General features: G+C 42.7%; 15 protein-coding genes. 7 read left to right on the top strand and 8 right to left on the bottom strand.

All coding sequences use genetic code 11. The features are described 5' to 3' along the window. Nucleotides 1–193: 193 nt before the first annotated feature. Complete coding sequence (locus G3R48_RS14475) at nucleotides 194–427, top strand: hypothetical protein (RefSeq protein WP_153665827.1); 234 nt, start codon at nucleotides 194–196, stop codon at nucleotides 425–427. 575 nt (nucleotides 428–1002) lie between these two features. Beyond that, nucleotides 1003–5238, top strand: coding sequence for a formate dehydrogenase subunit alpha (gene fdhF, locus G3R48_RS14480; protein ID WP_153665825.1), 4236 nt, complete (start codon nucleotides 1003–1005; stop codon nucleotides 5236–5238). 196 nt (nucleotides 5239–5434) lie between these two features. Here fdhF and chrA read toward each other — a convergent pair whose 3' ends face one another. Together chrA and ohrR are read right to left on the bottom strand one after the other, a co-directional pair. Further along, nucleotides 5435–6643 carry a chromate efflux transporter gene (chrA, locus tag G3R48_RS14485; RefSeq protein ID WP_153665823.1) on the bottom strand — a complete coding sequence of 403 codons (1209 nt, stop codon included), beginning with the start codon at nucleotides 6641–6643 and terminating at the stop codon, nucleotides 5435–5437. Between the two features lie 192 nt (nucleotides 6644–6835). Beyond that, entirely contained in the window at nucleotides 6836–7273 is a 438-nt protein-coding gene (ohrR, locus tag G3R48_RS14490) for a transcriptional regulator OhrR (protein ID WP_194823914.1), read from the bottom strand. A 283-nt stretch (nucleotides 7274–7556) separates the two neighbouring features. Between ohrR and G3R48_RS14495 the strand changes: the two genes are divergently transcribed. Further along, the gene (locus G3R48_RS14495; protein ID WP_153665819.1) at nucleotides 7557–7742 is read left to right on the top strand and encodes a cytoplasmic protein; all 186 of its coding nucleotides are present in this window, start codon (nucleotides 7557–7559) and stop codon (nucleotides 7740–7742) included. A 68-nt stretch (nucleotides 7743–7810) separates the two neighbouring features. Here the strand turns inward: G3R48_RS14495 and G3R48_RS14500 are convergent, their stop codons facing one another. The 6 genes from G3R48_RS14500 to G3R48_RS14525 form a co-directional block, all read right to left on the bottom strand. Continuing rightward, nucleotides 7811–8509, bottom strand: a complete 699-nt coding sequence (locus G3R48_RS14500; RefSeq protein ID WP_153665817.1) for a DUF3581 domain-containing protein — start codon at nucleotides 8507–8509, stop codon at nucleotides 7811–7813. A 163-nt stretch (nucleotides 8510–8672) separates the two neighbouring features. Continuing rightward, the gene (locus G3R48_RS14505) at nucleotides 8673–9695 is read right to left on the bottom strand and encodes a sterol desaturase family protein (protein ID WP_153665815.1); all 1023 of its coding nucleotides are present in this window, start codon (nucleotides 9693–9695) and stop codon (nucleotides 8673–8675) included. A 199-nt stretch (nucleotides 9696–9894) separates the two neighbouring features. Next, a complete protein-coding gene (locus G3R48_RS14510; protein ID WP_228497492.1) occupies nucleotides 9895–12219 on the bottom strand; it encodes a TonB-dependent receptor family protein in 2325 nt (774 codons plus the stop codon). Further along, nucleotides 12219–13472, bottom strand: a complete 1254-nt coding sequence (locus tag G3R48_RS14515) for an imelysin family protein (RefSeq protein WP_153665813.1) — start codon at nucleotides 13470–13472, stop codon at nucleotides 12219–12221. Before G3R48_RS14515 ends, G3R48_RS14510 begins: the two co-directional genes overlap by 1 nt. Before the next feature lie 86 nt (nucleotides 13473–13558). Next, complete coding sequence (locus tag G3R48_RS14520; protein ID WP_153665811.1) at nucleotides 13559–15319, bottom strand: DUF4856 domain-containing protein; 1761 nt, start codon at nucleotides 15317–15319, stop codon at nucleotides 13559–13561. 439 nt (nucleotides 15320–15758) lie between these two features. Next, nucleotides 15759–17246 carry a CYTH domain-containing protein gene (locus tag G3R48_RS14525; protein WP_153665809.1) on the bottom strand — a complete coding sequence of 496 codons (1488 nt, stop codon included), beginning with the start codon at nucleotides 17244–17246 and terminating at the stop codon, nucleotides 15759–15761. 238 nt (nucleotides 17247–17484) lie between these two features. On the opposite strand from G3R48_RS14525, the gene G3R48_RS14530 reads away from it, so the two are divergent. The 4 genes from G3R48_RS14530 to putA all read left to right on the top strand — a co-directional run bounded on the left by G3R48_RS14530 (nucleotide 17485) and on the right by putA (nucleotide 23846). Further along, nucleotides 17485–18165, top strand: a complete 681-nt coding sequence (locus G3R48_RS14530) for a TIGR00153 family protein (RefSeq protein ID WP_153665806.1) — start codon at nucleotides 17485–17487, stop codon at nucleotides 18163–18165. Between the two features lie 27 nt (nucleotides 18166–18192). Next, nucleotides 18193–19461, top strand: a complete 1269-nt coding sequence (locus G3R48_RS14535) for an inorganic phosphate transporter (protein ID WP_153665804.1) — start codon at nucleotides 18193–18195, stop codon at nucleotides 19459–19461. Nucleotides 19462–19580: 119 nt separating this feature from the next. Further along, nucleotides 19581–20156, top strand: coding sequence for a TIGR04211 family SH3 domain-containing protein (locus G3R48_RS14540; protein WP_212593378.1), 576 nt, complete (start codon nucleotides 19581–19583; stop codon nucleotides 20154–20156). A 507-nt stretch (nucleotides 20157–20663) separates the two neighbouring features. Then, nucleotides 20664–23846: a bifunctional proline dehydrogenase/L-glutamate gamma-semialdehyde dehydrogenase PutA gene (gene putA / locus G3R48_RS14545; RefSeq protein WP_153665802.1), complete on the top strand. Its 3183-nt coding sequence runs from the start codon at nucleotides 20664–20666 to the stop codon at nucleotides 23844–23846. Nucleotides 23847–24214: the final 368 nt, after the last annotated feature.

Raw genomic sequence — 24214 nt, forward strand, 5'->3', positions numbered from 1 at the left:
TTGCCTGTACAGAACCCGCTGAAGCATCTGGGCGTTGTTATTGGCGCGATCAACGAATAATCCCCCCCGACAATAAAGCGAAGTGACAGCCCATCTCCATAAAGCGGCCAATATTGACGCTATGCCAGTGCCCAGTTCCCACCTCCCACTTCCCCACAACAACGGACTCTGAATAAAATGTACAGCCACCCAAATGGAAAATATCCATTTGGGTCAGCACCTGAAACAAGCAAACCTGACCCATGAAGCTTTACAAGTGGGCGAAATCGATATCAAGATAGACGCCGCTGAACAGTCTGAAGAGGTGTATCGAACACGACGAAAACCCGCAGAACATGAAAGTTTTTTTGTTATGGCGGGCCAATTCACCCGTAAAGAACTCATTATGCGCCGCATGCAAATGCCCCGCGGGTCGGACAAGGAGTAATGTCATCAATCATTAATTTGTTTTTGGTTATGTTAAAGCACCGCTGCGGGTGATTGGATTGTAACGAGTCATCGCTGCATTAGGCGCATTGACAGGCAGTATTACCCTTACTTTTATTATGGTGATGTTTATCAAAAATAAATTGATAAACCTAAACTGATATTGATTAAATTATCCACAATAACGAATTATTTTATTCTGTTAACATCCTAAAAAGGGCAATCATTGTTTGATTTTAGCTAAATGAACACCCCGAAAACCACGCGTTAACCAATGTAGAAGTAAAAATATAAGCTATTATTTAATAACAATATTTTTATATAAACATTATTTTTAAACCCATAATAACAGGCGATAACCAACGGCTTTTTTCATCCCCAAGCCACTCAATGTGATTTTGATCTCAGGCCATACCAGAACACAAGTGATGCTGAGCACAAAAGCTGTTAATAACGTGAACAAACCAGCAAAAATAATCCCAGAAATTCTCCCTTCGTTCTGTTCCGTAATAAATAAGTATATTTTGTACACCTAATAGGGGCTTTTTAAGGCCAACAAACATCAGGGCCGACAAAATGATAAAAGTAAATATCGACGGTAAAGACATCAGTGTAAATTCTGATAAAAATTTACTGCAAACAGCACGAGACGTTGGAATTATCATTCCAAGCTTATGCGATCCAAGCCAACCTAATTCAAAATCCGAAGAAAACAAGCAAGACTGTAATCTTTGTGTTGTCGACATTAAAAATAACGACGGCAGTTGCCGCAAAGCCAAAGCCTGCCAAACCATGGTGACTGACAATATGAAAGTCACCACCCAAACGGCAGAACTGAGCGAACTGCGTCGTAAAGCCCTAACTCATATTTTGTCTGATCATTTTGCTGACTGTGAAGCGCCCTGCCAGCAAGCCTGTCCGGCAGGTGTTGATATTCAAAGTTACCTCTTTCATATCGCACAAGGTAACCACACCGAAGCGGTGCGAGTGATTAAGCAAACCTTACCGTTACCCTTGTCTATTGGCCGTGTTTGCCCTGCTTTTTGTGAAGCAGAATGTCGCCGTGGGTTAATTGATGAGCCATTGGCCATTCGCCAATTAAAACGTCACGCTGCCGATTTAGATTTGGCGGACGAACACAGTTACCAAATTGAACGCCAGCCTGATACCGGTAAAAAAGTTGCCATTATTGGTAGTGGCCCAGCGGGGTTAAGTGCGGGTTATTTCTTGTCTAATCAAGGCCATGACGTAACAATCATTGAGTCAATGCCACAAGCTGGCGGCTGGTTACGTTACGGTATTCCTGAATACCGATTACCAAAAGATATTCTTGATAAAGAAATCGACCTACTGACCCAGAACGGCTTAAAAATTAACACCGGAATTCGCCTTGGTGAAGACACTCATTTAAATGAATTAACTGAACAATATGACGCCGTTTGTTTGGCCATTGGCGCACAAAAAGCCGTGCCAATGAACTACCCAGGTAGTGATCTAGCAGGTTGCTACTTAGGGGTTGACTACCTCCGCGATTATTGCACAGACAAAACCTTCTCTATCGGCAAAAAGGTCGCTGTTATTGGTGGGGGTAACACCGCTATTGACTGTGCGCGTACAGCGGTACGCGCCGGCCACGACGTGACGCTTATTTATCGTCGTACTCGTGATGACATGCCCGCAGAACCTTATGAAGTGCATGAAGCTGAAGTCGAAGGGGTAAAATTCCACTTTTTAACCAACCCGGTTGAAAACATTAGCGACGATAATGGCCAAGTCATTGCCGTTAACCTGGCCAAAATGGCATTAGGTGAACCAGATAGCTCAGGTCGACGTTCACCAAAAGCCACCGGTGAAACCTTCACCGAAGCATTTGACACGGTTATTGCGGCGGTATCACAAACGCCAGACATGAGCTTTTTAGAACACCCTGGCAGCAGCTTAACCTCTGGTGAGATCGCCTTGTCTCGGTGGAATACCTTTATTGGGTGTGAGCACACCATGTCTGCAGGGGTTGATAAACTGTTTGTTATTGGCGACTCACGCCGCGGCCCAGCAACCGCCGTTGCCGCTATTGGTGACGGTCGTAAAGCTGCTATCGCCATTGATGGTTTATTAACTCAAGGCTTAAGCTGTGACTTAACGCCACAAGAATTTAATGCCACTAAAGCGCCTAAAACCGCCTCATTAAGTGCACAGCTTTACCCAAGCATTAAAGCTGAATCTCGATATAAAATGGCGGAACTGAGCGCCATTGAACGCCAACTTAACTTTAATGAAGTTGAGCTTGGATTTACTCAAACACAAGCAATGAAAGAAGCGGCACGCTGTTTAGAATGTGCTTGTCAGGCTAATACAGACTGTAAATTACGTGACTATGCTACCGAGTACCGCATTGATCCTAAGACCCTAGACACAACTAAAATGCGCCAATTTGAGGTTGATAAAACCAGCCCATTTATTCAATTTGACGCCAACCGCTGTATCAGTTGTGGGAAATGTGTCGACATTTGCGGTCAACAAAGTGGCCACAATGCCATTAAGTTTGAAAAAGACAGTTATCAAGCATTACCGGTTTCTGTTGATAATTCACCGCTTCAAGAGCGTAATGCCCCTCGTGCAGGCTTTAAAGTCAGTATGGCAGATAGCGATTGTGTCCAATGTGGTAACTGCGTTCAGGTGTGTCCAACAGGCGCATTGGTTGATGCCCGCGACAAACGTCAGGGCGAAACAGAAACACTGATCACCAAGTCGACCATTTGTACTTATTGTGGTGTGGGCTGTCGACTTAATGTTAGCGTGTCACCATCAACTGGTAAAATTTGCCATGTTGAAGGCAGTATTGACTCTGACGTTAACGAAGGGATGTTATGTGTTAAAGGTCGCTTTGGGTTTGACTTCTTACAAAGTGAAGAACGCCTAACAACACCACTGATACGTAAAGAAGGTGAACTTGTTCCTTGTTCTTGGGATGAAGCACTTGACACCATTGCTGAAAAACTAACGGCGATTAAAGCCAAAAAAGGCGGCGATGCCATTGCCACTTTAGCTTCAGCAAAAGCCACCAATGAAGACAACTATTTAATTCAACGTTTTGTACGCACCGTACTGGGCACAAATAACATCGACCACTGTGCGCGCTTATGTCACTCAAGCACGGTATCGGCGTTACAGCAAAGTATTGGTAGCGGCGCAATGACTGGGGATATTCCAGGAATTAAAGAGTCAGACTTAATCTTTATCTTAGGTTCAGACACCTGTAATGCGCACCCCATCATCGCCTCTAAAATCAAGCAAGCACTGCGTCACCATGGTGCACGCTTACTAGTTGCCGACCCGAAACGAGTGTCAATTGCCGACGAAGCGCAATTATACGTTGCCCAAAAACCGGGATCTGATGTGTCGTTAATCAATGCCATTATGGGTGAGATTATCCGTAATAATTGGCATGACGTTGACTACATCAACAAGCATACCCAAGGTTTTGACGCGGTAATGGACGCGGTCTTACAACCTGAATATACACCAGAAATTGCAGCTAAAGTGACAGGTGTGAGTGCGCAAAACATTATCAAAATGGCGCACATGATTGGTACTGCAAAGAAAACGGCCATTTATTATGCCATGGGGATTACTCAGCATACTTCAGGCCATGACAACGTGACCGCGATTTCAAACTTACAATTGCTGTGTGGCAACATTGGTCAACCAGGCGCGGGAATTAACCCTCTGCGTGGTCAAAGTAATGTGCAAGGTGCTTGTGATATGGGTTCATTGCCGCAGTATTACACCGGTTATCAAAAAGTGGACAACCCAGCGGTTCAAGCCAAATTTGAACAACACTGGAATACCAGCTTATCACCTAACATTGGCCTTACCGCCACAGAAGTGATGCACGCTATTACCCATGAAGACGTCGACGCGTTATACGTCATGGGTGAAAACCCTGTATTAAGCGATCCAGATCAAGCGCATGTACTTGAAGCATTGGAGAAAATTCCATTCTTAGTTGTGCAAGATATCTTCTTAACTGAAACCGCTAAGTTTGCCGACATTGTATTGCCTGCGGCCGCCTTTGCTGAAAAAACCGGTCACTTCACCAATACCGAACGCCGCGTACAGCGCTTAGAACCCATACTGCCACCACCAGGTCAAGCGAGACAAGATTGGAAAATCATCCATGAAATTGCTAACCGAATGGGCGCAAATTGGCACTACGAGAACGAAAAAGCCATCACTAATGAAATAAATCAAGTGACCCCGCAATATCAAGGGATCTCATGGGACAGACTCAATAGTGATGAACACGGTAAACCAAGCAAAGGCATCCAATGGCCATGCCCAAGTGAAGACCATTTAGGCACACCTGTACTGCACAAAAACCAGCCGATTATTGGCAAAGGTGTGTTTACGCCAGTAACGTATCGCAGTCCTGCTGAAACCACTGACGAACAATACCCATTAGTATTATCAACGGGGCGTTTATTGGAACAATTCCATACCGGAACATTAAGCCGTAAAACGCAAGGTTTGGATACGTTAGGTTCGCCACGGGTGATGATTTCAGTCTTTGATGCAGAGCAACTTGGGGTAAACAATGGCGACATGCTGAAACTGTCGACACGACGTGGTGAGCTTGAAATTGCCGCCTTTGTGACTAAACGGGCCCAAGCTGGGGTACTGTTCTTGCCTTTCCACTTTGTGGAAGCGGCGGCGAATAAACTCACCATTAATGCCATTGACCCAGTATCTAAAATTCCAGAATTTAAGGTATGTGCAGTTAAGGCTGAAAAAGTGGTTGCTGTCGTCGCATAAGCTGACGGTTCATTTCATATTGCGCCAAAGGCAACACCATGCAGCAATATGGGTTAACCAGATGAAAATAACGCAAACTAACCTAATGCACTAAAGCATTAAGTTAAGCCAATAAAAATGCCAAACTTACACGATTAAGTTTGGCATTTTTTATGGTTTTAATATTGCTTAACAACGCTGTTGTTATCAGTACTGTTTAGCCAAGAGTCAATGTTAATAGTGCGCCGATAATGGCAAAGGCGGCCACCAGCAGCACAATATGAGGTCGAAACACTTTTAACACACCAAAACCTAACAGCACTAGCGCCATATCCTCAGACGACAACACGCTAGAGGTAAACACGGGCTGATACAATGCGGCGCACAACAAACCAACAACCGCGGCATTCACTCCAGCAATCGCTGCTGCAATTCGTGGTCGTTGGCTAATGGCTTGCCAGCTTTTAAGCCCCACTAACATCAACAAAAAACCCGGTAAGAAAATAGCTGCAGTGGCAACCAATGCCCCTAATATTGGCGATTCCAGCCAAATATCCGCCCCTAAAAAGGCTGCTAAGGCAAACATCGGTCCAGGAATAGCTTGTGCCAACGCATATCCAGTTAAAAAGCGCTCTGGCGAAACCATGTCCCCAACACTGGACTCAAGCAATGGCAACACCACATGACCGCCACCAAACACTAAACTGCCAACTTGAAAGAACTGAGCAAAAATTTGCCCTAAACTGTCGTCTTTGCCCACAAAGAATATTGAGCCCACAAGTACAGCAATAAAACAAACCAACCAGAAATAGTTTAATGAAATGGGCGCTGTGTTTGGCGCTATGGATGCGGGTTCACGGGTAGATGCGGTGTCACTAGCATCAAGTTGTTTTGAATGAGAATCAAACTGCAGCCCCCCCCATAGCGCCGCAATCAACAACACCCCAATTTGGGTCAACATGCTCGGTAAAAGAATTAAGGTTGTCGCGGTAAGTAATGCAATTATTTGCGCATGTTTGCGCTGGCAAAATTGTTTAAACATAGTCAATGTCGCATCAGCAACTATCACCACTGCCAATAATTTTAAACCATGAATAATCCCCATCACGACCGGTAAATCTAACCATTTAGCACTGGTGACGGCGAACAAAAATAACAGCATAAATGACGGCAAAGTAAAGCCAATAAAGGCAGCTAAAGCCCCCAGTAATCCCCCCCGATGAAAACCAATGGCAAAGCCAACCTGGCTCGAACCTGGCCCGGGCATAAACTGACTCAACGCCACTAAGCTGGCGTAACGTTTGTCATCTAGCCATTGTAGATCTTCAACAAAGGCTTTACGAAAATACCCGATATGTGCCGCAGGGCCACCAAAACTAATTAAACCAAGGGCTAAAAAACGGCTGAATATTTGCCAATAAAGCATATTATTTACCTGTCCTTTTTGGGTAAATCAATGAGTTTTAACGCAAATGCGTGCGCCTTAACATTGGTGCAAAAGCATAATATGACAAACACATGACAGTGAGATGACGATAGTAATTAAACGGCTGATATACACATTAATCAATCCCATATTAATTAGCAGCCAATCATCACTCATATCATTTTGTCGTCATTATGATGGGTTCATTAATCTTAAGGTGTCATCGCACAGTTGTTTTAATTTTTGTAAATCAGTACCTTGAGCGGCAATTTTACACTGCATTCGCTCGGGGATTTTTTTTGCTTGCTGTTGTAAGCCTTGACCTTTTTGAGTTAAATGTAACACCCGCACACGTTCATCTTGCTCACTGCGGCCACGCAACACTAACCCTTTAATCTCAAGCCGTTTAAGTAGGGGAGTTAACGTACCTGAGTCTAAATGCAATTTATCACCTAAGGTTTTCACGCTAATACCAGACTCTTGCCATAGCACCATCATGACTAGATATTGCGGATAAGTCAGCGATAACTCATCAAGCAAAGGGCGGTAAGCTCTTACCATGGCATTGGTTAAACTATACAGCGAAAAACACACTTGATTATCAAGCAGTAAAGTTGGTTCGTTGTTCATATCACTCTCGTTAACTTGCATGTTTGTTATTTATCATTAGGCAGCAAGTGCTGTAATGGTAGCATAATTAAATTGCACACAATTTAAAAATTGTGCAAAAAATCACACATAAATGATGAATGAATCAGCACATAAAAACGGTAATAAAAACAACACGCCTTAACAATAGATGCGTTGAAAGCCACTATTTAAGCGTATTTAATGGTGCTTGATAGCAATCAAAACTTCAGCTAACGTTAATGGTGCCGATACAGTTATACAGTTTTCACTGTCAGAGGTAATAATGACAATTTCTGTAAATGCTCCATCATCAATGCCGACAAACATTAATAGCGAAAACAGTTTAAAAGTGGCCGCTATGTCGAATAAACAACAGAAAGTTGAAGGTGATATTGCCATGAAGCTAATTAATGCTGCAGTGCCACCACCAACAGGTAATTCTGGACACAATATTAATGTCAAAGCTTAGCCTTTGGCATATTCCCAAAAAGCCATGTGATTCACATGGCTTTTTTATTGGCTGGCCGGTAAGCTGCGTTACGTGACTTTGCTGCCTTCATAGGTTTGACACATTTGTTCAATTTTGTCGTGTTCAAGCTCGCGTAATCCACTGAGTACGAGAGTTTTAATTCCAGTACCAATCACCTTACCTTGGCTGGTCAATTCAAACGTTAATTTCACGTCACCGCGTTTGCCATCCACTGTTAAGCTTTGCTCAATTAACGACAAATTCATTTCGTCAAAATCAAAGTGGTTTAATTCAAATGCCATGCTTTCATAAATCACTAATGGTCTTGCAGGGTTGATCATGACGTTATGTTGGCGCATTAATGGAATTAACACATGAATAAAGTTAACCCCTGAAAATGCCACATAACTTTTTATAAACGCCGCTTTTTGAGTGTCACATTGGCATAGGTCGCCCCTGCGCTTCACATTCAAGTAGGTTTTTTGTTTATTGTCTTGAATGTCAAAGTCGTCATCGACATCAGCGTTGATCATTAACTCAACACTGTCACCGACCATACCTTGGAAGTTAAATTGCATTTGCTGACTTAACCCATACTCCGTGAGCACTAAAGCAAATAATAAATCTCCCGGCACACAAAAGCGTTTAGCGCCGACATTATGGATAGGATTAAAGTCACCAGCGACTTGCTTAGCAAAGTCACTAGCTTGTTGTGCACTGATCACAACCGTTTGTTGTTGCTTAGAATAGTAAGGCGATAAAAACATAATTTGATAATCTATTTAGGTTGTTGTGTGCATGATGAAAACGACTGGCCTCAGAGTGTACGTTAATAATCGACGATGACACACCCGATGACTTGGTTTTACCACGATATTAATGAATGTTGAGTGCGACCAAATGTCGTTGCTTCAGCTATTGATGCACATACTAGCGCTGCGTAGATGACGTTTTAACAACGCGGCTAACGACTTTAGCCGTCGTAATAGCCCGCCATGCTTGCTTAAATGGGCTAAGGTAAATACCCATTAAGCTTTGGTGGCCGGCATCATTATGAATGCCAATTTTCAGCGTGGCGGGGTCGACTTCACTGGCCTTAACTAAGCTCCCACCGAGGCGATCCCATATTGATAATGCGCTGCCAAGATTTTTATCACGGTGCTCTATGGCAATACTGTGATGAACTTGATGCTGCGCTGGGCTAATAAACCAACCTTCACCCCTATTACCCCAACTCAACCAAATATGGCTATGACGTAAATTAGCGCCGCAAACGTTGAATATAAACACAAATATATTTGCCCCTAACACGTCATACATTTTAAGGTTAGCGCCAAACAGGTAATAACCTATCCCAACTGCGCAGCCTTGCGCTAAAGCCATACGGCAAGCATAAAGATAACTTTCTACTGGGTGACTTCGATAAATAGTAAAAGGAGTTAATACTTTAGCGGAATGATGTACCGCATGAAACGCCCACAAAAACGGCACTTTATGTAACACTAAATGCAGTAAATAGCGGCTGGCATCATCGAGTAAAAACAACAACACCGTAAAAATACCCATCACCATAACGGCGTTGCTTGTAAGCGGTTCTAGCACACCAAAACTTTGTTCTAACGTGTCACTTAACATCAACGCCACGGGCACCATGGTTAAAATTAACGGCGCATATAACAGCGCTTTGATTAATTTATTACACACTAACAAAGCATAATCGTGGCCCGCCGAGCGCGACAAATACACCTGTTTGGGAAACAAAAAACGGAATAAACCTTGTACGCTTTTAGATCGCGAAGTTTGCCAATATACAGGCAGTGCTAACACAACTGCGCCCAACAAATACCAGCCAAAAATGCGTTTATTGGCATCAAACGGATACTGAGCAATGCTGGCAACTTCTGCCAGAGTGCTTGAAAACAATGTGCTAAAAAACAAAGATAATTCCTGCATACTGCGACTCTTTGGTCATTGAGCTAATTGAGCTAATTGAGCTGATAAAGATAACCTTAGCTTTGGGATAACGTTATCTTCTATAGTCATTGCATTCATTAGATAATGAATGCAATGCAGCTAAGTGTTATCGCTTAACTGCTTTTCAATCAGCAATAATGAGTAAAGCACGTCAATCAATACCGCGTTCATCCCCTCACTAGAAACGGTATTGATAACCCAATTGCCATTGTTGCGGCTTGCTTGGCCTTGCCCCATATGGACGTCGACTGACAATCTGCTGGTTATCAAAAATGTTATCTGCTTTTACGTACACTAAGCCGTATTGGTCAAAGTCGTAACTGGCCGACATATCCACCACGGTAAGCGCTTTGGTTGTCACTCCTGATAACACCACACCGTCACCAGATGCTTCTAGCATTTCATCCACAAACCGTATTGCCATATTGATGTCCCAGGTTTGCGCGGTTAAACCAAAGGTTAATGACACTTGGTGATTAGGCAAATATGGCAATTGATCTCCCGCGCTGACATTGCCCCACATATCAAAGCCTGATTCAAAACTGGTTTTAAACTCAGACTGGGTATAGGTATACGACAGTGCTATCGGTAGGTCGATATCGTCATTTAACACAAAGCGATAATCAGAGGTCAGCTCAACCCCGTATAAATCTACTTCCCCACCATTGAACTCAATGTCGTTATCACTGCCGCAACTTGAGAACTGGCAACCTTCTTTTAAGTTACTAATGTCATTGAAAAAGCCAATCACCTCAATGTTGAAATCATCTTGATTATAGCGTCCACCAAATTCGTAATTAACACTGCTTTCGGTATCGATAAGTGGATTTTGTTTTGGGCTGGTAGGTAAAAAACCTTCATGAACGCCAAACAACAAGCCGCCATGATCAGATAAGCTGTAGAACAAACTTAAACTTGGCAACCAAATACGGGTCGATTTATCTAAGTAGTCCCCTTGCGCTCCCGCAGCGCGGTTTTGATATTTAGCATCAATAAATTCACCGCGCACACCTGCTGTAATATCTAATGCATCAATACTGATGGTGTCTTTTAAATACACCGAAATAGCATCTGTTTTCTCGCGATCGGTTGTCGTAGCAAGCGTGTCTGCGCCCGTTGAGACTAATGCCGCATTTTGCATAACATAACTGTCGGTGGTGTGATTACGTTCAATTTGGTCTTGATGAAAGCGCACGCCAGCTTCAACTTGGTTAGTAAAACCAAAGAATGCAAGATTAAGGTTAAGATCAGACTGGATCCCTTGAGAGTAATAACTGCGATCGTTATTGCCTAAAATCAATTTTTCATATTCTTCAACGCTGTCTTGCTCACCGGTTAAAATATGGTAAAAACGCTGATTGGTTTCGTCTGCATTTGGGTTGGCTAACACATCTTGCAAACTGCGATTAACGGCGCCGCCTTTAAAGCCATTAATTTTGTACCAAGCACGATCAAAGTTATTTCGATAAACTCGAGTGATGACTTCAAAATCATCGTTACTTATATAGTGATTAAATTGAAATTGGCTGTGAGTCCAATCCATATTATCGAGCTGACTCGACACGTAACGACGATTTGGATTAGCACTAAAGTCCTCATCGGTTAATCCTAAGTAGGTTTCGTTTGACGTTTCTTTGGCATAAGCCAGTTTTAGCTCAAACACTTGATCAACAAACTCACCGTCTAAGTCATAACGCAACTTGGTCATAATGTCAGACTTTTCAAACCCGGTGTCACCACCGCCATCTAAGTCTTTAAAGCCCTCAGCGCGTAAATGCACGCCTTCTACCAAGATGCCAAGGTTATTAATGGTAGTGCCATAATAACCGTGTGCTTTGGCATAACCGTCAGAGCCGGTAGCAACATCAATAAAGCCTTCGCTTACTTGTGGCACTTGTCTGGTAACCATATTTAATGAACCCGCCACGGTGTTGGGGCCATATTTAATTCCCGCAGGGCCTTTAAAGACTTCTATGGCGGTCATTTTATTGGTCATTGGAAAATAATAAGCCGATGCCGCGGAATAAGGCGCTGGGCCAATTAACACCCCATCTTCCATGATATTGATTTTTTTACTGCGCTCAGGAGTTGCGCCGCGAAAGCCAATATTAGGACGTAAACCGTAGCCGTCTTCTTCGCGAATATTGACCCCAGGAATGCTATAAAGCACCCGGTTAATATCGTCGAACTTAAAACGTTCTAACGCTAGTTCGTTAATTAATGTCGCCGAACCCGAGGCTTTATTGAGTGCTTGGCTACGCCCAATGATCTGCATTTTTTCAATGTAGCGATCTTGGGTGGTTTGCTGCGCGCTCGCAGTCTCGTCATTAGCAGCCGAACTATTAGCAGTATTGGCGGCGTTGTTAACATTGTTTGGCGCGGCATTATTATTTGCATTTTGCTCTGCATCCACTGCGGTCTGCGCTGCCATGGCATAACTGCTTAAACTGGCCTGAATGGCTAATACTAATGATAATTTCTTAGCAAGATAAAGGGGCTTCATTAGTCGTTATCTCCTGCTGATGTTTGCGGTAGTTCAAGTGCGAGGCTATTGATAAAGTCAGACTTTAATTGATCGGTAACGGCTTTTACCTCTGCATGGGTAGTGATAACTTGCTGTTCGTTATCAAGTAGCGCTTGTGCTAGCGACACTTGATAAGCACTGGCATTAGCAATCGCGGCGTCAATGGCTTGAGTAATATTTTGTGCTGTAATGGCGTCATTTTCATCGACCAAAAAGTCGTCAAAACCTAAGCCTTGTTCGCCTTCGTATAACGCTTTTAATGCCTGTAAGTTACTCAAAATATTGTCTATAGAATGGGCAGCTAATGGCGACTCAACACTTTCAGGACATACGCTAGTGCCGCAGCTATTGGCAAATAGCCCTAATGGTGTGGCTAATTTGCTGTCTTTGGTGAATACGTCAATATAAAACAACGCATCACTAAGCTTGTTAACGCCATCATGCACCGTGGTAAACTCACTGCCTTGTTCGCCTGCTTGTTTTAATTTCTGTGCGTAGCCTTGCTCGCCATCCCATTGACTGATTAACGATTGCGCATTCACATTGATATCTTTGGCGGCCTCAACAGCAAATTCACAACGGGCAATTAACCGTGATGATTCAGTGCGGTTATCCCAACCTTGTGGCACAGTTGACTCGGTGCAGCTGTGCGCTGTGGTTTCGCTAAACAGCAAATACTCTAATGCCAACATGCCTTTTCGCGCTGGCGTACGTAAACTAATGTCATAGGCAACGCCGTTAATGTTACCTTGTTCAAATGACACCACATCAAGGTCGACACCGCAGCGACTTTTTACCGGCCATGAGTAAATTTTATTACGCAGCGCATTGTCATTATTAAGTAGCGGCCCAATTTGCATCACTTCAACACGTTGCCATTGCACCATCGCATCTCGCCAGCTTTGCTTGGCTTGGCTAAAGGCTTGGTCGCGTTCATCTTGAGTCACGCTGTTTTGTGCTAGCCCTTGTTCAGCAGTGCAGTAAGCCGTTAGTTGGCTATGAAGTTGCACGCTTTTTTCTTCAAACTGAGTAAACGTTGGCGTTATCACGTCATCAACGATATTGCTGATCAGTGCACGTTGATCAAAGTCTGAGCTGGTTTCACCATTATTGTCACTGCCATTACTGTCATAGTTTGGCCCTTTGGTGCTACTGGTACTCTCACCACAACCTGCGCCAAGCAACGCACTGATCACCAGCAATGCACTTGTATAAACGGTACGATATTGCATAAAAATCCCTTCTATAAAAACGACAAAAGCTCGCCACTTTTCAGTGCCAAGCTTTTCCTCATATTGAGGTGTTTATCGTGCTGCGATTACCAGTTTTCAACATTCTCAGCGTTTAAGCCGTAAGTTGTTTGCAGTAAGTCACGTGCGGTAATTAAATCCGCGATGTAAGCGTCTACATCACCAGTTAATACCGGCTCATCAGCAAAGTATTGGTGTAACATTTCAAAGTCAGCATCGCTAATTACGCCATACTCACTGAACTGCAAACCTAAACCAAAACCTTTCATTTCAGAATAATGCTTCGCTAGATTTTCATAGTTGAAATCGGCTGCGTTACCGCCCGTTGCCAGCGGTGCTAAATCCGCATTTACGTCATTAATATAATGTACTACGGTTGCAACGATAGCTAATTCCCACGCTTTAACGCCGGTTTCAGCATACATTTTCAAATCGGTTTTTTGGTCAGCGGTTAGCGCTGCGCCAACGTTGTCGTTAATCACTTTACGACCGGCAATAAAGGCTTCCATTGCTTGCATGGTGTAGTCAGTTGGCATGGCGTTATCTGCCGTACCTAAATCACGCTTAGCAGCATTAACTGATTGACCAAAGTTATATTCTGCATGTAAATCCACTTTGCCATCACCGTCAGTGTCGTGCCAACCGTTCCAGTCTTCACGCCCTGCATCAGCGCTCACGCCGCCTGCTATTTCAATATCGGCATATTCTAAGTAATTTCGTGCGGCACCAAAGTAACCAAAACCTTCATCAAATTGATGTTCTAGGTTGGTGTATGCCGCTCCATCTTTTGCGGCACTAATATTGTCAGTTGTTAACCCTTTACCGTCAGTGTCATCACCAAAGTAGTCATCTGACGCTTGTGAGTAAGTGATCGACATTAATAAGAATTTTTGGATAAGCTGCGCAAGATCAACACCGTTTTCGTCAATATAGACTTTACTAATATCATTACCTAAAACGTCTTGACGCACTTGACCATTAATACGCTCAACAGCGTTGTCAGCCAAACGATCAAACAAGGTTTCAATTAACATGGTTGGAGTGGTTGAGCCTTTTGCCCCCCAACCTGCAAATGCACCGTTGTTCCAATCTTCATGTTGGCCACTAGCGTCATTACCAGCCACTTTGTCGTGCAAGTTTTTATAACCGGTGATTTCACTTAATAAGCCATCTTTTGAATCGGCGACAAAGGTAATCGGTAAGTCATCGTATTGCGTGGTTTCATCAGGTAGGTAGAAGTAATTTAGCTTCGCTAATACTTCGTCTTTGGTCGTTAAAGTATTATTGTCAATATCAGTCACTAACTGCGACTTGATGTATTGGTTTAATTCTTCAATAAGAATGTGACGCGCAGTTTGCCCTGTGTATGACACACTTGATTCGCCCGTGTTAAGCATGCTGTCAAACTCGTAACGGTCCATAACATCCATTAATGTCACGGTTAAATCTTTGGTAAAGGATTCTCCGCTGTTGTCAGTCACGGTAACGGTGGCTGTCAGTTCCAGGTTTTCAGTGGTGTCAGCGTCAAGCATGACATCTTCAGCAAGCATCAATTGCGTGCCATCTACCGCAAACACGTCGCCTTCAACGCTATAAGTATGCGTATCAGCACTGTCTGTATCTGTTACTGATAATTCACCAACAATGGCACCATACATATTTTCATCAACACTGGCGTTAGAAAGCATGATGTCTGTTGGCGCTGAGTTTACCGGCGTAACAGGATCAGCGACATCAGCAGCATCAGATGAATCTGAACCGCCACATGCGGTAAGTAAGCCTAATGAAAGTGCGATAGTGGATGCGAGAACAGTTTTCTTTAGTTGCATGTGTGGATCCTTGTACCTATACCTGAGATATCTGTAACAGACTTGTTACGCTTTTGTTGTAAGCATAATACACGAATGCAAATGAGAATCCATAGCATTCGCAAATTAATTTGCGCTAATATTCCTATGGTGAATATAGTCTTCACTGCAAGGGTTAAGTCATTTAAATCATCTTAAGGCATTAATAAAATGGATAAAAAATGTCAATCAAACTTGCGTTGATGAGGATAAATTTTGAAATGAATTTGGAGGGTAAAATAAAAAATGCACCTCAAAAAGGTGCATTTTAAAAATTATCGATTTAAAAGATAACGATTCACTCGCTTAGAAAAGCCGGGAGTAGTTGCACATGAGTGCGATCAAATCACTGACCATGAAACGTTAAAAATGCCTTATAGAAGCAAAGCATTGCTAATGCATCTACAGTCCAAGCGTTAACTTATTTCCAATATGGTTTTACGTTAAGCGCACTTTTACGTGAGTGCTCCATGGCTAATAATAAACTCGACTCTTTATTGCTTAGCCATGATTCAAGGTCTAATTGTTGCTCATGACTTAACTGCCTTAAGCATTGATACGCATGCAAGGTGGTGATCCCTAATGCTAAATCTTGCCAAGGTGCGCGAAAAGTTTCGCGCTCAGTAGATAAGTACAGCTCACCATAAGCAAAACCAACCAGAATACTTTCATCGAGTGCTTGCTCAACTTGACGGTAATCAACAATACTCATGTCCGCTTGTTGCGGCATTAAATCGACAATGCGTTTCCATGAGTCTTGTTGTAGCAAATTAGCAAATAATCCAAGTTCTGGATAATTAACTAATTGATGTCGCCCTTGCTGGCTGTTAAGCAGTAATTCAACCAATGCCAATTGCAACTGCCCGTAATGCGCTTGCTGCCATATTTGTGCAAGTTTTGCTTGGTATTGCTGCTGCTCAATATGTTGCTCCACACTCGTTAGCACCCCCGATTTTTGAGCTGATTTAGCCAATAAACTGCCATCATCAGCCACAATAAGGCAATGCGCTTGCAAGGCTGGAATAAAGCTAAAGTCTGACTCAAGCAAATCAAATAGCTCATCAACCTGCTGGTTTAAAAGGCCAAATTGACTCAATGTCATTCTTAACAAACGTACACATGCACGCAGCTGAGACCACAATAAACCTTGTTGATGAATGTCGCTGGTATCAATCAAAATGCTTTCGATAAGCTGCCAACGTTCAAGCCCCGTTTCAAGCAAGGTCGTTAGGGTTTTATCTAAGCTTTTATCAGTAGGTAACGCAATATAGCCAATCTTGGCAAATGTCGCCGCTTGGCTCTTACCTGCGAGAAAATACCCCCGCTGTGCTTTACTGGCTTTTCCTAAACGTAGCGGCACACTTTTAGCGATATCGGTAGCAAGTTGTAGTAACGCATTGGCGTCACCTGCCAATAATTCCAATTCTAATTCACAAATGGGGTCTGTTAATTGCCCAGCAATAACATTGCCTTCATCAAAGGCTATTTCGATTAAGCTGTCTTGAATGTAAATATGCCAAGTATGGCGTGTGAAATTTGTTTCAAAAATACACTTAAGCTGCGAATTGATTGAATTTATATTGACGGTTTCTGGCCAAATGTGAGCAGGAAACAAGCTAAGCTCTGGTTCGTTAACATTAATTTCAACATTGTACTCTGGCCTTGAGTGAATACCGCCGACTACTTTTCCCGCAGTTTTAATGGTTTGCTCGCGATAAGCATCACGTTTTCGAACACGTAATCCCATTTTTAATTGGCGTAATACAAGTGTCTCTGTGTCGAAATATTTATTGACTAAAAGATGGCTACCTTGGGTTGTTGCCCCTGGGATGTTGTTCAGTGTTTCTTTTAATAAATCAGTTAATTGCGCTGGAACAAACAACTTTAATTCTATCTCAGTGTCCATCATTATCTCGCTCAATTTGTAATCAAACCTTCATTAATTCGTCACAATAAGTTCATATTGTCACATTGTTGTAATAAAAATCCCTTAGGATTGCCTCGCTCGATTCATATATACTGAGCGCGAAAATTGAATATAAGCTGCGAATGTCGAAAAAACTTAACGCAGTTTCATTATGTGGTCGCTTGAGTTAACATGCGACCGCTTTTTTCCAAACCGGAATTAATTAAATAGGTAAACGGCAATGCCAGTAAACTCTATTTTAGGTGTGTTTGCAAAATCACCTCTTAAGCCATTAGAACAGCATATCGATAAAGTAGATGAGTGTGCATCACTTCTTGTCCCTTTTTTCGAAGCAACTATCGCAGGTAACTGGGATGAAGCTATCAAAATTCGTAAGCAAATTAGCTTGCGTGAAAATGAAGCTGATACCCTTAAGCGTGAAATTCGCTTAACGCTACCAGGTGGTCTTTTCATGCCAGTTGAACGAACTGACTTATTAGAGTTATTAACTCAACAAGACAAAATCGCCAATAAAGCAAAAGACATATCAGGTCGTATTATCGGCCGTCAACTCGTCTTCCCTGAACCCGTTCAAGACGCGTTTGCAGCATACCTCAAACGTTGTTTAGATGCGGTCACTCTTGCAAAACGAGCAATCAACGAGCTTGATGATTTACTCGAAACGGGTTTCCGTGGACGTGAACTAGAGTTGATTGCCAACATGATCACAAAATTAGACGCAATCGAAGAAGATTCAGATGACTTACAAATTCAAGTACGTCGTCAATTATTTGCTGTTGAAAGTGAGTTAAACCCTATCGATGTGATGTTTATGTACAAAATTATCGAATGGGTTGGCGGCTTAGCAGATTTAGCAGAGCGTGTAGGTTCTCGCCTTGAGCTAATGTTAGCTCGTAACTAATTTAAATAGGTTATCAAGGATAACGACATGGTTGATGTATTAGTCACCAACGGCACAATGCTAATTGCAATTGCGGCCGCATTTGGTTTTTTAATGGCTTGGGGTATTGGTGCAAATGACGTTGCAAATGCAATGGGCACCTCCGTTGGCTCAAATGCCATTACAATCAAGCAAGCAATTATTATTGCTATGATTTTTGAATTCTGTGGTGCATTTTTAGCCGGGGGTGAAGTTACCAGTACCATCCGTAAAGGCATTATTGATGCCAACTTCTTTATCGAGACACCTGAACTGTTAGTTTACGGAATGATCGGCTCACTATTAGCCGCCGGTATTTGGTTAGTTGTTGCTTCAGCATTAGGCTGGCCAGTATCAACGACCCATTCAATTATCGGTGCTATTGTTGGTTTTGCTGCCGTTGGCGTAAGTGCTGACTCAGTAGAATGGGGCAAAGTAGGCGGTATTGTCGGCTCTTGGGTCGTCACCCCAGCTATTTCTGGTTTTATTGCCTTTACTATTTTCCAAAGTGTACAAAAGCTGATTTTCAATACTAACGATCCACTTAGCAATGCTAAACGCTATGTGCCGTTTTATATGGGTTTAGCGGGCTTTGTCATGTCACTTGTGACTATCACTAAAGGCCTAAAGCACGTTGGATTACACTTCTCTACCGTTGAGGCATATGGCTTAGCGTTATTAGTTGCTGTCATTGTTGGTATGGTGGGTAAAGTGGCCATTGCTCGCCTTAAAATGAGCGAAGAAGTTGACCGTCAAACTCAGTACGGTAACGTTGAGAAAGTGTTTGCAATCTTAATGGTCGTCACAGCATGTTGTATGGCATTTGCTCATGGTTCAAATGACGTTGCTAACGCCATTGGCCCACTAGCAGCTGTAGTATCGGTTGTTGAAAGTGGCGGTCAAATCGGTTCTAAAGCGGTATTAGCTTGGTGGGTGTTACCACTTGGTGCTATTGGTATTGTGCTTGGTTTAGCCATTTTTGGTAAACGCGTAATGCAAACCATCGGTAAAAACATTACTCACTTAACCCCAAGTCGTGGTTTTGCTGCTGAACTTGCAGCCGCATCAACTGTGGTCATTGCATCAGGCACAGGTTTGCCCATTTCTACCACTCAAACCCTAGTCGGTGCAGTATTAGGTGTCGGAATGGCCCGTGGTATTGCCGCAATTAATATCGGTGTAGTACGTAACATCGTGGTCTCTTGGGTGGTTACATTACCTGCAGGTGCAGCACTTTCAATCATATTCTTCTATATGATTAAAGGCATTTTTAGTTAATTCATACTGTTTAACTTAAAAAATACCAAATTAAGAAGGAAGTCATATGACTTCCTTCTTGCATTCATGCCTTGAAATAAATAGCATGGCAGCAGGTTTTCAGGGTTTGGACTAAGACAGTGTTAAGAGTGCTTTCGATTTTAAGTTTTCTCATTTTTTCAGCGAGCAGCTTTGCTCAAGGTTCAGTTAATTATGTATCTGACGATATATACATCTTCATTCATGGTGGCCCAGGCAATCAATACCGTATTCTAGGCAGTATTGAAGCAGGGCAAGCCGTCACAAAGCTAGGTGAAGTTGATGGTGACTATACTCATGTGGTTGACCCCAAAGGTCGTAAAGGCTGGGTTGAAACCGCTAGTATTACCAATAAAGTGAGCTTTCGTGAACGTTTACCTAAAATTGAAGCTGAGCTAAAAGCAGCAAAAAATCAATTAAGTGAATACAGCTCAAGCAATACCACCATGTCTGAGCAGCTGCGTAATGCCAATGCCGCAGTAAGAGAGCTAAAAGCTAACTTAGCCAAAGTGGAACAAGAACGTGATACTGCACAAGTACAAGTAAAAGCTGCAATTGATAACCAGCGTTATCACATGTGGCAACAAGGCGGCATGATTGGTGGCCTTGGTGCATTAATTGGTATCATTTTAGTGTATTTACCGCGTCCACAACGTCGTCGTAAAGATCGCTGGTAACCCTCTCGCGAGTGGCTAACGCGAGTCGCCTTAGTTATCTCTCGATAATCACTAAATGACGTGATGACCTAATGGCACAACAACTTGCAAAATAATACCAATAAAGAAACCAGCTTAACGCTGGTTTTTTTGTGGCTAAAATACACTTAACTCAACGGCTTAATACATTCTAACTGCGAAAGTGACAGACTTTTTTACATTGTAAATTAGCCGTTACTCTGGCACGCCACCTATGCTTAACTGAAGCAAAAATCATCATATAACACTGAAAAACAAGTATTAATTCATATTGCGTCAATGGCATCTCATTGAGCTATCGCTAAGGCATCAATGCATTTTGCGTTATTTAACACAGTAAAGAAAAATTAAAGTTGTCCTACGTCACATTTTCGACGTATACTCGGCGCAACAAGATCGTACATTGTATACAAAATAAAATACTCAATATAAAAAATTGAAAAAATACAGTGTCATCGCTCCCCTTAATTGACGAGATGGAAGCATATTATGTTTAAAGCGAGCAAAGTATTAGGTGGTCATTATGACAACACCTCTCTCGATACCCTGTTTCAAGCCATTACAGATAATTATATTGTCGATGAAGAACAATATTTATCTGAATTGGTGCAACTTATTCCCTCAAGTGATGACGATATTCATCAAGTAACCGAACGCGCCCATGAATTAGTACATAACGTACGTAATTATGAGAAAAAAGGCTTAATGGTCGGCATCGATGCATTTTTGCAACAATACAGTCTTGAAACACAAGAAGGGATTATCTTAATGTGTTTGGCGGAAGCGCTATTGCGCATTCCCGATTCAGAAACCGCAGATTCATTAATAGAAGATAAATTATCGGGTGCAAAATGGGATGAACACTTAAATCGTAGTGGTTCAGTACTTGTTAATGCCTCAACATGGGGACTGATGTTAACGGGTAAAATCATTAAATTAGATCGAAAAATCGATGGTACTCCAAGCAATTTATTGAACCGTTTAGTCAATCGCATCGGCGAACCTGTAATTCGCCAAGCCATGTTGTCTGCCATGAAAATCATGGGCAAACAGTTTGTGTTAGGGCGCAGTGTAAAAGAAGCCTTAAAAAATAGCCTAGACAAGCGTAAAAATGGTTACACCCACAGTTATGATATGCTTGGCGAAGCTGCCTTAACGGCACAAGATGCCACTAAATACTACAACGAATACAGCCATGCTATTGTTGATTTAGGGGCACAAAACTACGACGAAACCTTAGCCCCAAGACCCACGATTTCAATCAAACTGTCGGCGTTGCACCCACGTTATGAAGTGGCAAATGAAGATCGTGTGTTAACAGAGTTATACGACACGGTCATTAAGCTTATCGTCCAAGCTCGTGAGCTCAATATTGGCATTTCTATCGATGCTGAAGAAATGGACCGATTAGAGCTGTCGCTGCAATTATTTAAAAAACTGTATCAGTCTGAAGCGGCAAAAGGCTGGGGGTTATTGGGCATTGTGGTACAAGCCTATTCAAAACGTGCGCTGCCGACACTTTGCTGGCTTAACCGTTTATCTAAAAACCAAGGGGATGAAATCCCGCTACGTTTAGTCAAAGGAGCTTATTGGGACAGCGAGCTTAAGTGGGCACAACAATCTGGTGAAGCAGGATATCCGCTTTATACCCGCAAAGCGGGCACGGATGTATCTTACCTTGCCTGTGCGCGCTATTTGTTATCAGATGCCACCCTCGGCCAAATATACCCACAATTTGCCACTCATAACGCACAAACTGTTGCCAGTATTTGCGCGATGGACAACAACCGTCATTATGAATTTCAGCGCCTTCACGGTATGGGAGAAGAGCTATATGACACCATACTTGCCAGCGCGGGGGCTAAAAATGTCCGTATTTATGCTCCCATTGGTGCGCACAAAGACTTACTTCCTTATTTGGTTCGTCGTTTACTTGAAAACGGTGCTAACACCTCGTTTGTACATAAACTCGTTGACCCTACAACCCCAATTGAAGGCTTAGTGGTCCATCCGTTAGTCACGCTACGCAAATATCACACTTTTGCTAACCGCCGTATTGTTAAACCTGACGATATTTTTGGTAGTGAACGTAAAAATTCAAAGGGAATGAATTTAAATATTATTTCTCAATCTGCGCCATTTTTAACCGCTATCAAGCAGTTTTCTACCACGCAATGGCAAGCAGGACCATTAGTCAATGGCAACACCTTAACGGGTGAGCAACACACAGTGCACAGTCCATTTGATACACGATTAACCGTGGGTAACATTGCTTTTGCTGACGACAAAGCCATTGAGCTGGCAATGTCATCGGCCCAACAAGCATTTCCGCGCTGGTGTAATACTCCAGTCACAGTGCGGGCTGCGTCTTTATATAAGCTGGCCGACTTGTTAGAAAGCCACCGTGAAGAATTGATTGCGTTATGTACTCGAGAAGCGGGAAAAAGCATTCAAGATGGCATTGACGAAGTACGCGAGGCAGTCGATTTTTGTCGCTATTACGCTGTTCAAGCCACCAAAATGATGGATAAACCGGAGTTGCTTCCGGGGCCAACAGGTGAGTTAAATGAGTTGTTTGTACAAGGCAGAGGTATGTTTGTCTGTATCAGCCCATGGAACTTCCCATTAGCCATTTTCCTAGGCCAAGTTACCGCAGCGTTAGCAGCTGGTAATACCGTTATTGCTAAGCCTGCTGAACAAACCTGTTTAGTGGGTTACCGCGCGGTGCAATTAGCTCATGAAGCTGGGATCCCCACTGACGTTTTACAGTTTTTGCCCGGCAGTGGCGCAACGGTTGGCGCCGCGATTACTAAAGATGAGCGTATTGCAGGTGTTTGTTTTACAGGTTCAACTGGGACCGCCAAGTTGATTAATCGTACGTTAGCTAATCGTGAAGGTGCAATTATCCCATTAATTGCTGAAACCGGTGGTCAAAATGCCATGATAGTCGATTCAACTGCGCAGCCAGAGCAAGTCGTTAATGATATTGTCGACTCATCATTTACCAGTGCAGGCCAACGCTGCTCTGCTTTGCGAGTGCTGTATGTTCAAGAAGATATTGCCGATCGGGTAATCGAATTAATGAAAGGGGCAATGGAGCAATTATCTATCGGTGACCCATCACAAGTAAAAACAGATGTTGGCCCAGTGATTGATGCTAGTGCGCAAGCAAACCTCAACGCTCACATTGATCATATTTGCCAGGTTGGCAAGTTAATCAACAAGGTTGAATTACCACAAGCGGCATTAAACGGCCACTTTGTTGCTCCAACAGCGGTTGCAATCGATTCAATCAAGGTGTTGTCTCAAGAACACTTCGGACCCATTTTGCATGTTATTCGCTATAAAGCATCACAGTTAAATCATGTCATTGATGAAATTAATAGCACGGGCTTTGGGTTAACCTTAGGTGTACATAGTCGCAATGAAGGTCATGCTATTAACTTAGTTAACCGTGTAAATGTGGGGAATGCCTATATTAACCGTAATCAAATTGGCGCCGTTGTTGGCGTGCAGCCCTTTGGTGGACAAGGTTTATCAGGAACAGGTGCGAAAGCAGGTGGTCCAATGTACCTAACCCGCTTTGTGACCGAAAAAACCCGCACGAATAACATTACTGCCATTGGCGGTAATGCAACCTTGTTGTCATTAGGTGATGCTGACGACGAATAATCGATTACATCATTCTCTTTAAAAAATAAAAATGCTCGCTTTAGCGAGCATTTTTATTTGCATGACCGACACTCGCTAATCGCTGCAAAATTTCATCGGTAGTTTATCGACTTTCCATGTCTTGTTTTGCTTATACAACGCTGTTGTTATTGATTACCACCTTACAATGTTAATTTTAACAACCAACCTTGTGACAACACTGTAAATCCAAGTGCATAAAAAAGGAAGTCTAGACGTCTAGATTGACATAATAACAATCAACCCATAATATTGGCTCAACTTGATAAGATGTGTAACAGTATTAGTTCTCGTTAATATTAAATGACACATGCAGTGATAAACCATCACTTAGATAATGTTTGATTAAC

This window comes from Shewanella intestini, assembly GCF_018221465.1.
GTDB lineage: Bacteria > Pseudomonadota > Gammaproteobacteria > Enterobacterales > Shewanellaceae > Shewanella > Shewanella intestini.